Origin of the sequence: Salinisphaera sp. (assembly GCF_035690525.1) — a bacterium.
In the GTDB taxonomy this organism is placed as follows: Bacteria; Pseudomonadota; Gammaproteobacteria; order Nevskiales; family Salinisphaeraceae; genus Salinisphaera.
Genome location: NZ_DASSKM010000016.1, coordinates 1 through 12,100 on the forward strand (window position 1 = coordinate 1; position 12,100 = coordinate 12,100).

Annotated in this window: 10 protein-coding genes; 5 read left to right on the forward strand and 5 right to left on the reverse strand. The window is 64.5% G+C overall.

The features are described from left to right. Positions 1-657 (reverse strand): EAL domain-containing protein (locus VFJ08_RS00950; protein ID WP_324994212.1); only part of this gene is annotated, 657 nt, incomplete at its 3' end. Positions 658-1,008: 351 nt separating this feature from the next. Between VFJ08_RS00950 and htpX the strand changes: the two genes are divergently transcribed. Together htpX and VFJ08_RS00960 are read left to right on the forward strand one after the other, a co-directional pair. Further along, positions 1,009-1,878: a zinc metalloprotease HtpX gene (gene htpX / locus VFJ08_RS00955; protein ID WP_324994214.1), complete on the forward strand. Its 870-nt coding sequence runs from the start codon at positions 1,009-1,011 to the stop codon at positions 1,876-1,878. 260 nt (positions 1,879-2,138) lie between these two features. Then, a complete protein-coding gene (locus tag VFJ08_RS00960; protein ID WP_324994216.1) occupies positions 2,139-2,834 on the forward strand; it encodes a hypothetical protein in 696 nt (231 codons plus the stop codon). 236 nt (positions 2,835-3,070) lie between these two features. Here the strand turns inward: VFJ08_RS00960 and VFJ08_RS00965 are convergent, their stop codons facing one another. The 3 genes from VFJ08_RS00965 to VFJ08_RS00975 all read right to left on the reverse strand — a co-directional run bounded on the left by VFJ08_RS00965 (position 3,071) and on the right by VFJ08_RS00975 (position 6,691). Then, a complete protein-coding gene (locus tag VFJ08_RS00965; RefSeq protein ID WP_349256925.1) occupies positions 3,071-3,502 on the reverse strand; it encodes a CBS domain-containing protein in 432 nt (143 codons plus the stop codon). Positions 3,503-3,595: 93 nt separating this feature from the next. Continuing rightward, on the reverse strand, positions 3,596-4,246 hold the full coding sequence (locus VFJ08_RS00970) for a DUF6655 family protein (RefSeq protein ID WP_324994218.1): 651 nt from the start codon (positions 4,244-4,246) through the stop codon (positions 3,596-3,598). Between the two features lie 204 nt (positions 4,247-4,450). Continuing rightward, on the reverse strand, positions 4,451-6,691 hold the full coding sequence (locus tag VFJ08_RS00975; protein ID WP_324994220.1) for an NADP-dependent isocitrate dehydrogenase: 2,241 nt from the start codon (positions 6,689-6,691) through the stop codon (positions 4,451-4,453). Between the two features lie 637 nt (positions 6,692-7,328). On the opposite strand from VFJ08_RS00975, the gene VFJ08_RS00980 reads away from it, so the two are divergent. Both VFJ08_RS00980 and pdxY read left to right on the forward strand, forming a co-directional pair. Further along, entirely contained in the window at positions 7,329-8,510 is a 1,182-nt protein-coding gene (locus tag VFJ08_RS00980; RefSeq protein WP_324994223.1) for an MFS transporter, read from the forward strand. A gap of 121 nt (positions 8,511-8,631) precedes the next feature. Beyond that, a complete protein-coding gene (pdxY, locus tag VFJ08_RS00985; protein ID WP_324994225.1) occupies positions 8,632-9,507 on the forward strand; it encodes a pyridoxal kinase PdxY in 876 nt (291 codons plus the stop codon). A gap of 52 nt (positions 9,508-9,559) precedes the next feature. On the opposite strand, the gene murI is transcribed toward pdxY, so the two are convergent. After that, on the reverse strand, positions 9,560-10,375 hold the full coding sequence (gene murI, locus VFJ08_RS00990; RefSeq protein ID WP_324994227.1) for a glutamate racemase: 816 nt from the start codon (positions 10,373-10,375) through the stop codon (positions 9,560-9,562). Positions 10,376-10,829: 454 nt separating this feature from the next. Between murI and VFJ08_RS00995 the strand changes: the two genes are divergently transcribed. After that, positions 10,830-11,984, forward strand: a complete 1,155-nt coding sequence (locus VFJ08_RS00995) for a GGDEF domain-containing protein (protein WP_324994229.1) — start codon at positions 10,830-10,832, stop codon at positions 11,982-11,984. Positions 11,985-12,100 lie beyond the last annotated feature (116 nt).

The following is a 12,100-nucleotide window of genomic DNA, read 5'->3' on the forward strand; positions in this document are numbered from 1 at the left end:
CAGCAGCGCCTGCTCGCGTGTTTCGATGCCTTCGGCCAATACCAGGCAGCCGGCCTCGTGGATCAGCGACACCAAGTTGGGCAGCATCTGACGCAGACGGCCCGTTCGGTGTTGTTCGGCTTCGACGATCAGGCTGCGGTCCAGCTTGATGATATCGGGGGCGAGCCGCCAGATACGATCGAAATTGGAATGGCCGCTGCCGAAATCGTCCAGCGCGACCAGCGCGCCCATGGAGCGAAAATAATCGACCGCGGCGAACAGCTGCGGTTCGTCCTCGATAGCGCCTTCGATGATTTCGATTACCAGCCGCTGCGGCGGCACGCCGGCGTCGCGCAGCGCGCGTGTCAGCGACCCGTCGTGATACCAGCGATCGGCAATCGTGCTTGGGTCGAGATTGAGAAACAGCCAGCGCTCGTCGGGCGCTTGGGCCGCGAAATTACGGATATGCAGGCTCTGGCAGAGCGTATCGAGTTCGCGGATATCGCCGCGCTCGGTGGCCTCGCGGATTACATCGCTCGGCGTATGCCAGCGGCGGTCGGCGTCGGCGGAGCGCAGCAGCGACTCGAAACCGACGCTGCGGCGATGACTAAGACTCAGGATCGGCTGAAAGGCGCTGTGCAGCCGGTAGCCGTTGTACTGCGCCGTGATCGCGTTCATCGGTAATGCCAATTACCGTTGTGTCGGCGCGCCTTACCCGCGGTGGCGGCGCGTAGGCGCTGCGACCGTGGCAGACAGCCGGCGCGGATCAGGGCAAGCGAAACCGGCGGATGGTCGGTCATGGATCGTATCGGTCGACGGACCGGGTAAATGGCCGTAGCGTTCGATGAACGCGTACAGCGCAACTCCGGTGATATCGATTGACCTCTACGTATGGTTACGGATTGTTCATCAAGGATACCCGTTCGACAAGACCGAATCGAGCGTTTCATGCGTGATCTTGATTACGCCGCGATCGACGCTATTTAGGAGGTTGAGGGCATGAGCCCCGTTTCGAGGAGGGTATCTTAGATGAACGCATTGCGTACGACCTTGCTCTTGGCCGGTTTGACGGTGTTGCTGGTTCTTGTCGGCGGTGCGCTCGGCGGCCAGGCCGGCATGGTGATCGCGTTGGTGATCGCGGCCGCGATGAATTTCGGCAGCTATTGGTTTTCCGATCGGCTGGTGCTGAAAATGCACGGCGCGCGCGAGGCCTCGGCCGCCGAGGCGCCGGAGCTGTTCAACGTGGTGCGCGAACTCGCGCAGAGCGCGCAGCTGCCCATGCCGCGGGTCTATGTAATGGACTCGGACACCCCCAACGCGTTCGCGACCGGGCGCAGCCCTTCGCATGCGGCGGTGGCGGCCACCACGGGCCTGTTGCGGATCATGAACCGCGAGGAATTGCGCGGCGTGCTTGCCCACGAGTTGGCGCACGTGCGCCATCGCGATACGCTGATCAGCGCCGTCGCCGCGACCTTCGCCGGTGCGATCACCATGATCGCCAATATCGCTCAATGGACGATGCTGTTCGGCGGTTTCCGCGGCGATGACGACGAGGAGGGCGCCGGCGGTCTACTGGGCGGGCTCGCCATGATCATTCTGGCGCCGATGGCGGCGATGCTGATCCAGATGGCGGTGTCGCGCTCGCGCGAGTTCGCGGCCGACAAGGGCGGGGCGGAGATTTGCGGCAGCCCGACCGGTCTGGCGAATGCGCTGCGCAAGCTCGAGCAAGCGAATCAGCGCCACCCGATGGGCACCGCCGAGCGCAACCCCGGCACCGCGCATCTGTTCATCGTGAATCCGCTGGCGGGCGTGAACATCGGCAAGCTGTTTTCGACCCACCCACCGACCGACGAGCGAATCCAGCGGCTCGAAGCGATGTCGGGTAGCGTGCGGATGTAGGGGCCGCCTCCGATCACTCAGGCACTGACCAGAATCGGCCAGTGCCTGGACTGCCCGCCCCGTATAAGATAAAGCAACCCTTTCCATAAAAGCGCATCCTGACGCGTTTGGGTTTAACTGCCTGACGTCCGGCCAGAGTGTAGTTCAACCGGACATTGCTCAACGCGAAAGCCACGATTCGCGCGAGACAACATTCCGATTAAGGTTCTGACTCGGTCGCCGATAAGACCCATATAAGGTGTCCTAAATCGGAGCGTCTTGTGGCTATTGATCTCAACCCAAACGCCATTTCTCCGGGTGCGGCGGGGACGAAGCCCGCCGCGGCCACCGCAGCCGAAGCCCGGACGGCGCCGCCGGCCAAGTCCGGTGACGACGCCGCAAGCAGCGTCTCGCTGAGCGCCACCAGCCGTCAGCTTGCCCAAAGCGCAATCGAGGCCGAGCAACGAGACGCTTCCATGACCCGGTCGGAGCTGGCCGCCGAAGCCGCGCGGCTGCGCGAGCAATTTATCGGCTCGGGGTACAACGAGGCCGCGGCCGCGCGCGAGGTGCCGGACACCGACGATCCTACCTTGCTGGCGCGCGCCAAACAGGCGACCGCCTTTGTACAAAGCTACGGCCGTAGCAGCACCACCGAAAACCCTTTCAAGAATCTGTCGGACGATCAGCTGACGCTGGTGATGTACGACGACAGCGGTCGCTATACCGCGAACGAGCGGCACGCGGCTTGGCTGGAGCAATATGACCGACGACAGGCGTGGAAACAAAAGGTCTTAGCCCAAGCGAATCTCGAATATCAGGCAACCGGTCAGAACGACAAGTTCTTCCAGGCGTGCATTGATTACTATAACGCCCTGCCGCTCATCGAGCAGGCGCAGTACCCGGTCGATTATGTCGCGCGCACTCAGTACTGGATCGATAACAACCAGCCTTTTGAAGGGCGCGCCGTACGATTTTAGCGCCGCCGAGCCGAGGGGCATTTGGGGCTAACGGGGTTAATCTTAGGCCGGCCTGCGTGCCGGTAATTATGAAACCGCGAAGGAGATAGCTCGATGACACACAAAACGATCGCATTTTTGGCTCTTGTGACGGCCAGTATGATGCTGGCCAACGTTTGATCGCGGCCCCTGAGCTATCGAAGTGGGTGCGGTCGCGTGAGACGTCAATAGACACCAGCCGGGCCGCGCCGGTGTGTTTATTGGCCGCTAATATAGTGCTCAAGCTGTTCGATCATGAATTTCTTGTCGGCGATCACGGCCTTGACCAGGTCGCCGATCGACACCAGGCCGACCAGCCGATCGTTGTCCATCACCGGCAGATAGCGAAAGCGCCGTTCCGTCATCAGCGCCATGCAATCCTCGATTTCCTTGCCCGGCTCGATGTAGGCCACGTGCGTGGCCATCACGTCGCGCACCGGCGTCTCACGCGAGGACTTGTGATGCAATACCAGCTTGCGCGCGTAGTCGCGCTCGGTAAGCAGGCCGATGAGTCGGCCGGAGTCTATCACCAGCACGACGCCGATGTTCTTTTCGTCCATCAGCCGCAGGGCGTCGTACACCGAGTCCTCGGGCGCCACGGTCCAGATGTCGCTGGGCTTGTTCCGCAGCAGATCGTTCACGGTTGTCAAAACAGGACTCCCCGCCGTCGTTGGACGGCATGTCGATAGCCTACGATCGCGAGATTACAACGCGCACGAAAAAACTGCAGCGTCCGGTCGCACTCACTCGCCGGTTTTTTGCGCCGGGTCTTCACCTTGCTTCGCGGCAAGGGCCTCGGGCGGCAGCAGATTGCTGTGTTTCCAGCCGAAGCCAAACAGCGAGTAGCGGTCGAAGTGGGAGAAACCGTAGACCGGGCCGACTACGTCCTGCAGGGCGCCGGTTTTGGCGCTGTAGAACGAGACCAGAAACTTGGCCACGCCGGTGCGCTTCGCTTTTTTGTAGATCGCGACTTCCGGCGTTGTGAGCGTGCCGCTCAGCGGAATGGGAATCGGCGTGCTCGGCAGGCCGAACAGCGTGTCGGACTGATCGATCGAAAGCGCCCCGGTGCTCACTTCGGCGATGGTGTCGGCAGCATCGGCCGAGCCCACGATGTGATAGCCCTCCGACAACAACTGAGCCGTGATGCGGGCGATCGCATAGCCTGTTCGGGCAGTGGCGTCGCTGGTGAAATTGGTGGCGTCGACGAAAATGGCGTTGTCTTTGGGCACGTTCGGCTCGATCTTGACGCTGGCCAGATCGGCGGCGCGCGACATCATGATCTGTTCGCGGGCGGTCTGGGCGGGCTGGGTTTCGCGTATGGTGGTGCAGCCCGCGGCGGTCAAGCAACCGGCGACAACAGCGCCTACGATGATCCTTTTGCTCGAAGTCGACATGCTTGGCTCGGGTCGAATTTAGCGGATAATTGAGCCTACCAGAGCCCTAGGCGAATAGCGAAAGTACGAATCGAAACCGGGCCTTAGCCGATTATTAGCCGATTATTGGTCCATGAAGCGCCGCAAACGAAACAAGCCGGCGCCCGCGGATGCGAGACACCGGCTTGTATCGCGCCGCCAGCGGCGCGGCCGCATTCGAGCGCGCTATTTCTTGTTCGCGGCCACCATGGCGATGGTCTGGTTGAGCGTGGTGCTGGGGCGCATCACATCGGTGGCTCGCTTGCCGTCGACGAAGTAGTAGCCGTCGAGATCGACCGGCTCGCCCTGAGCCGCATTCAATTCCTCGACTATTTTTTCCTCGTTGTCCGCGAGCGCCGCCGCCAGTTCGGCGAACCGCTCGGCCAGCTCGGCATCGTCCTTCTGATCGGCGATCGCGCGGGCCCAGTACATGGCCAGATAGAAATGGCTGCCGCGGTTGTCCAGCTCGCCAACCTTGCGCGAGGGCGATTTGTTCTCCGACAGGAAGCGACTGTTGGCGGCATCCAGCGCCTCGGCCATGACCTTGGCGCGCTCGTTGTCGAAGGTCTTGCCCAGATGTTCGAGCGAGGCGGCCAAGGCCAGAAATTCGCCCAGCGAATCCCAGCGCAGATGATTTTCGCGCTGGAGCTGGCGCACATGCTTGGGCGCCGAACCGCCGGCGCCGGTCTCGAACAGGCCGCCGCCGGCCATCAGCGGCACGATCGACAGCATTTTGGCGCTGGTGCCCAGTTCCATGATCGGAAACAGGTCGGTGAGATAATCGCGCAGCACGTTGCCGGTCACCGAGATGGTGTCGCGGCCGGCGCGCACGCGTTCCAGGGTGTGGTTCATGGCCTCGGCCGGCGCCATGATCCGGATGTCCAGGCCGTTCGTGTCGTGCTCGGCCAGATATTGCTCGACCTTGGCGATGATCTGGGCGTCGTGGGCGCGGTTTTCGTCCAGCCAGAACACCGCCGGCATGCCGGAATCGCGGGCCCGGGTGACGGCCAGCTTGACCCAGTCGGCGATCGCCGCGTCGCGGGTCAGGCACATGCGCCAGATATCGCCGGCGTCGACCTCGTGCTCGAACACTACGTCGCCGGCGCTGTCGGTCACGCGCACCGTGCCGTCGGCCGGAATCTGGAAGGTCTTGTCGTGGGAACCGTATTCCTCGGCTTTTTGCGCCATCAAACCGACGTTGGGCACCGTGCCCATGGTGGTCGGATCGAAGGCGCCATTTTGCTTGCAGTCCTCGACCACGGCGGCGTAGATGCCGGCATAGCAGCGGTCGGGGATCAGCGCCTTGGCTTCGTGCTGGTCGTCGTCGGCGCCCCACATCATGCCCGAGTCGCGGATCATGGCCGGCATCGAGGCGTCGATGATGATGTCGTTGGGCCAGTGCAGCACCGAAATACCGCGATGCGAATCCACCATCGCCAGCGGCGCGGATTCCTCGTTGACCCGGGCGATCTCGGATTCGATCGCGGACAGCTTGTCGTCGGGAAGCCGCTGGATGTTCTTGTACAAATCGCCCAGGCCGGAGCGGGGGTCGAAGCCGACCTCGCGTAGCGCGTCGCCGAACTTGTCCATCACGTCCTTATAGAACTGGGTGACCACCCAGCCGAACATGATCGGGTCCGAGACCTTCATCATCGTGGCCTTGAGATGCACCGAGAACAGCAGGTTCCGGGCCTTGGCGTCGGCGATCTCGCGATCCACGAACGCGCGGAACGGTTTGGCGTGCATGGCCGCCGTATCGACGACCTCGCCCTCGGTGACGGCGATGTCCTTCTTCAGGACCTCCGCGTCGCCGGATTTCGGGTGTAGTGTGACGGTGAGCTTGTCGGCGGCGTCCATGGTCGTGGACTGCTCGGTGGCGTAGAAGTCGCCGTCGTCCATATGCGCGACTTCGGCCTTGTTGTCGGATTCCCACGCCCCCATGCGATGCGGGTACTTGCGCGCATAGTCCTTAACCGAACTCGGCGCCCGCCGGTCCGAGTTGCCCTGGCGCAACACCGGGTTTACCGCGCTGCCCTTGACTTTCTCGTAGCGCTCGGCGATGTCTTTCTCTTCGTCGGTCTCCGGCTCTTCCGGATAGTCGGGGATCTTGTAGCCGGCGTTCTGTAGTTCGGCGATCGCTTCCTTGAGCTGCGGCACCGAGGCGCTGATGTTGGGCAGCTTGATGATGTTGGCCGACGGGTCGGACGTCATTTCGCCGAGTTCGGCGAGATCGTCGGCGGCTTTCTGCTCGTCGGTCAGATAATCGGGAAAGTGCGCGATGATGCGCCCGGCCAGCGAGATGTCGCGGGTTTCGACGCGAATACCGGCCGAATCGGTATAAGCATCGATGATCGGAAGCAGCGAATGCGTGGCCAGGGCCGGTGCTTCGTCGGTCAGCGTATAAATGATCTTCGGCGTATCGGACATCGTCGCGTTTCAACCTCGCACGGTTATTGTGGTTGCTAGGGCCTGTTGCCGTCTCATACGGCCCCGCGTTGCGACCCCAAATCGTGTCAGCCAAGGCGCAGAGCGCCGACCGCAGTCATTCTGCGGTCAAGCTCTGCAACGCCGGATGGCGCGATTTGGGGCCGCAACCCGAAGGGCCGGGGCCATTTTGGCGCAATCCAGCGTTGCAGCGCGCTACGGTAGAATGACTACCGTACACCCGCTGCGCCTTGTCTTGCACCAAAATGGCCGCCGGCGCGGCGTCGTATGAGACGGCAACAGGCCCTGAATGGGGATGGTGACAGCTTTTGGCAAGCCGTGCCGGGGCTACGCGGCGCCCGCGGACGGTCTTTCCGAAAGGTTGGATTTTCCGGCCGTGGTCGAACTCGCGTCGCACCGGGCCTCGCCGCAGCCGGGTCGGTGGCTTGTACAGCAATCAGGCCGGCGATGAGACCGGGCCCGGTCGGTCGCGGTTTTATTTAGATTCCGTTTCGCCGATGTTAAGTGCTGGCAGCCGATTAAATGATCGCATAATACTTTAGTATTATACCTGGGGCGTGTATCCTCCACGCTGGTTATATCCCGCCCGGCTCGGGCTCTTTTCCCTTTCGAATTCCTTATGTCGAACCGTGTGCTTCAAGTGCTGGTGTTCGTGGCGCTGGCGACCGGCGGTTTCGCGATCGGCACGACCGAATTCGGAACCATGAGCCTGCTGCCGCTGATCCAGCGCGCCTTCACCGTGGACGAAGCGACCGCCAGCCATATCATCAGCGCCTATGCGCTGGGCGTGGTGGTCGGCGCGCCGATCATCACCGTCATCGCCGCGCGGATGTCGCGCAAGCCGCTGCTGATCGGTCTGATGGTTGTATTCGCGCTGGGCAACGGCCTGAGTGCGATCGCGCCGAGCTATCACTGGCTGATCGTGTTTCGTTTCATCAGCGGCTTGCCGCACGGGGCCTATTTCGGCCTGGCGTCGCTGGTCGCGGCCTCGATGGTCAAACCGCACCGGCGCACGCAGGCGGTGGGCTACGTCATGCTGGGGCTGACGCTGGCGACCATTATCGGCGTGCCGGCGGCGACCTGGCTAGCCTCGCTCACCGGCTGGCGCGCCGGCTACTGGAGCGTGACCGCGATCGCCATTGCGGCCGGCGTGCTGATCACGATTTTTGCGCCGTACCAGGGCGTGCACAGCGACGCCCATCCGCTGCGCGAATTGACCGCATTGGCGCGGCCCAACGTATGGCTGACGCTGGCGATCGGCGGCATCGGCTTCGGCGGCGTGTTCGCGGTCTATACCTATCTCACCACCACGCTGACGCACGTCACGCATATGTCGGCGGCGCTCGTGCCGGTAGTGCTCGGCGTGTTCGGCGTTGGCATGACGATGGGCAACATGATTGTGCCGCGCTTCGCCGATCGCGCCCAGATGCCCACGGCCGGCGCGATGCTGGTCTGGAGCCTGGTCGCGCTACTGGCGTTCCCGCTGGCCAGCCGCAACGCGATCACGGTGACCGTCGACGTGTTCTGTATCGGCTTCGGCGTATCGTTGGCGGCCATTCTGCAGACCCGGCTCATGGATGTCGCCGGCGACGCGCAGAACCTGGCGGCCGCGCTCAATCATGTCGCGTTCAACTTCGCCAACGCGCTCGGCCCGCTCCTGGCGGGCCTCGTTATCGCCTTCGGTTTCGGCACGCAAGCCACGGGTTACGTCGGCGCCGCGCTGGCCGTGGCCGGTTTGCTGATGTGGGCCATCACCTGGCGCTACGACAAGCGCGTGGGCCACGCGCCGAACACGGCGTAGGCGGGCGCCGCGCCGATCCCTCGCGCCGGGCGCGTTCGATTGCGGCAGAATGGGTTGCACCGCATTCGCGCGAATGCGCGAACCCATCGTGACAACGCGCGCGACAACGAGACGCCAAGGCATGAGCGACATCATTTCCATCCAGAGCCACGTCGCCTACGGCTACGTCGGCAACCGCGCCGCGGTGTTTCCCCTGCAGCGGCTCGGCTGGGATGTGACCGCCGTGAACACGGTGCAGTTTTCCAATCACACCGGCTATGGCCGATTCACCGGCACGGTCTTTCCGGCCGATCAGATCCGTGAGGTGGTCGACGGCGTGGCGGCGCTCACCGGGTTCGCCGGCGTACGCGCGCTGCTGACCGGTTATATGGGCGATCGGAGCACTGGCGCCGCCGTGCTCGATGCGCTGGCGAAGCTGCGCGCCGCACGGCCGCGGGCGCTGTACTGCTGCGATCCGGTGATGGGCGATACCGGGCGCGGCTTCTTCGTGCGCGAGGGCCTGCCGGAATGGATGCGTGATCGCGCGCTGCCGGTTGCCGATATCGTCACCCCGAATCAGTTCGAGCTGGCTTGGCTGGCCGGGCGCGAGGTCACCACCCGCGACGACGCGATGGCGGCCGCGGCCGCGCTGAGAGCACGCGGGCCGCGCGTGGTGCTGGTGACTTCGCTCGTGGTCGCGGACAGCCCGGCCGATCGCATCGCCATGCTGGTCGACACCGCCGAGGGCAGTTGGCGGGTGACCACGCCGCTGATCGATTTCGAAACGCCGCCGAACGGCGCGGGCGATTTCACCGCGGCGATGTTCGCCGCGGGTTGTCTCGAACTGGGGCTGAGCGCGGACGGCCCGGCGCGCGCGCTGGCACGGACCGCGGCGGCGGTGCAGGTTCTGTTCGAGGCGACCTGGGCCGCCGGCGGTCGAGAACTGGCGCTGATCGCGGCGCAGGATGAAATCGCGGCCGCGCGCGGCGACCGGGTCTCGATCGAACGGCTGCGTTAGGGGACATATGAAGCGTCAACAACCCCAGCGCAAACGCCCGGCGCGGCGTCCGCTATAAGGCGATCGCCGGGGCGAGCCCGAACCGGCCGAGTCCGGCCGCGAGCCCGGTGCAGGCCGCGATTTCACCGGTGGTTATCGTGACGCCGGTGCCGGCATCCGGCGGCCAGCGCTGCCCGGCCAGCAAACCGGCGCAGCGTCGTGCGATGCCGTCCGCGCCGTCGACGAAACCGACGCCCGCCGGGGCTGCGTGTCGCAGCGCATCCAGTGCCAGGGGGAAATGCGTACAGGCGAGCACGACCGTATCAAGCACGTCGCCGCCGGGTTGTTCGAGCAGACCGGCGAGGGCTTTTCGCGGCGCCTCGGGGGCGGGGCTCGGCTCGCCGCGCAGCGCCGATTCCACGTGGTCCACCAGCGCCGGTGCGCCGTGGCGCAGCACGCGGCAGTCGGCCGCGAATCGTCGCGCGAGTTCGTCGACATAGCGCTGGCGCACGGTCGCGCGGGTGCCGAGCACGCCGATCACGCGGCTGATCGAGCGTTCGGCGGCGGGCTTGATCGCGGGCACCGTGCCGACCACCGGCACCGCGAGCACGTCGCGTACCGCGGCGAGCGCGATGGTCGATGCCGTATTGCAGGCGATGATGACCAGCCGTGGTCGATAGCGTTCGACCAGCCGGCCGAGTAGCGCCGGAACGCGGGCGGTAAGCTCGGCGTCGCTGCGCTGGCCGTAGGGATAGGCCGCGCCGTCCATGGCATAGACCAGCGGCGCGCGCGGCAGTTGTGCCCGGACGGCGGCCAGCACCGACAGGCCGCCGACGCCGGAGTCGAAGATCAGGATTGGGGCGTGGGTGGCGTGGACGGACAAGGGCACAAGGATAAATCGGAATGAAGAGCGATAAAGGGGTGTATTGTCGCGGTCGCGGGCCTGTACCGCCACCGGCGGGAATGCTCCGATTCACGCCCGGGTCAGCCCGCCTGGCGAACATGAGCGCGCGGTTCGGCTTCGGCCTGGCTGCGGACTGTTTGTCGGAATCTAGGGTCTGTTGCCGTTTCATACGACGCCGCGCCGGCGGCCATTTTGGCGCAAGACAAGGCGCAGCGGGCGTACGGTAGTCATTCTACCGTAGCGCGCTGCAACGCTGGATTGCGCCAAAATGGCCCCCGGCCCTTCGGGTTGCGGCCCCAAATCGCGCCATCCGGCGTTGCAGAGCTTGACCGCAGAATTACTGCGGTCGGCGCTCTGCGCCTTGGCTGACACGATTTGGGGCTGCAACGCGGAGCCGTATGAAATGGCAACAGGCCCTGAAAATAACTAAGAAAAACTTATGGCAATCGACGATCGCCGGGCGGTGGAATCCCGGGCCGAGCGCACTGCCCGGCATCAGCGCGTCCGGCTGCGCCGGCTTGGCCTGTCCTGTATTTCCTATGCGCTGCAGATTCTGCTGACCGTGGTGATCGCGCTGCTCGGCGCGCTGACGCCGCTGTTCGTGGCCGGCTATGCGGCCGCGCAGGTGGCGATCGTGTCGAGCTTTTATTTTGCGTTCCGCACCGGGCTGAATCTGCGCTCGCGCGAGCCGAATCTGACCCTGGCCCAGGTGCTCGCCCCCGCCGTGCCCGGCTTGATCCTGCTTTACCAACTCGACTCGGCCGAGGCGCAGGCCGCGATCCTGCTGACCGCGGTCGTGCCGTTGCTCTACGGCACGCTGGATCTGTCGGTGGCGAGCTTCGTGGTCGCGGCGGCGATGTATTCGGTCGGCTATTTCGGCGTGATCTTCAGCCGTGGTCTGCTGCATGTCGAGGACGGGCTGTTCTTCCACAACGGTCTACTGCTGGCCTCGCTGGCGATCGTGATGCCCCAGATCGTACTGCTGAGCGCGCTGGTCAACCGGCTGCGCCGCACGCTGCGCGAGCGCAACTACGAGGTGCGCGAGGCCATGGCGCGGATCTCGGTGATGGCGGTCCGCGATCATCTGACCGGCCTATACAACCGGCGTTGGCTGATGGAAGTGCTCGAGCGGGAACGCATTCGTTGTCAGCGCGCGCCGTACGTATTCTGTGTCGGCGTGATCGATCTCGATCATTTCAAGCGTATCAACGACACGCACGGCCATGCGATGGGCGATCGCGTGCTCAAGCGGCTCGGCCGCCATATGGCCGACGGCGTGCGCGAAATCGACAGTTTCGGCCGTTTCGGCGGCGAGGAATTCCTCTGGATCATGCCGGCCACCGATCTGGCCCGGGCGACGGAAGTAGCGCAACGCCTGCGCCGGCGCGCCGCCGAGCTGGTTTTCACCGGCGAGGACGGCGCGCGGTTCTCGGTCACGCTGTCGATCGGTCTGGCCCAGAACGACAGCGAGCAGCGCCTGCGCAACGATATGCTGCTGCACTACGCCGACGAGGCACTTTACGACGCCAAGGAGACGGGGCGCAACCGCGTGGTCGCGCGATCCGTGAAAGCCTGTTCGGTATCCAACGGATAGCGCGGAGCCGGCCCAAGCGATCGGCGGCGTGCGCGATTCGAACAGCCCGAGCAGTACCTCGGCCGGATGCGCTACGCGCGCGCCGCGCCTCGCTTCAGACGCCCCGCCGTTCGGCG

Excerpts from the sequence above, each read along its gene's own strand:
- htpX (WP_324994214.1), top strand. The coding sequence starts at position 1,009 with ATGAACGCATTGCGTACGACCTTGCTCTTGGCCGGTTTGACGGTGTTG.
- VFJ08_RS00970 (WP_324994218.1), bottom strand. The coding sequence starts at position 4,246 with ATGTCGACTTCGAGCAAAAGGATCATCGTAGGCGCTGTTGTCGCCGGT.
- VFJ08_RS00975 (WP_324994220.1), bottom strand. The coding sequence starts at position 6,691 with ATGTCCGATACGCCGAAGATCATTTATACGCTGACCGACGAAGCACCG.
- VFJ08_RS00980 (WP_324994223.1), top strand. The coding sequence starts at position 7,329 with ATGTCGAACCGTGTGCTTCAAGTGCTGGTGTTCGTGGCGCTGGCGACC.
- pdxY (WP_324994225.1), top strand. The coding sequence starts at position 8,632 with ATGAGCGACATCATTTCCATCCAGAGCCACGTCGCCTACGGCTACGTC.
- VFJ08_RS00995 (WP_324994229.1), top strand. The coding sequence starts at position 10,830 with ATGGCAATCGACGATCGCCGGGCGGTGGAATCCCGGGCCGAGCGCACT.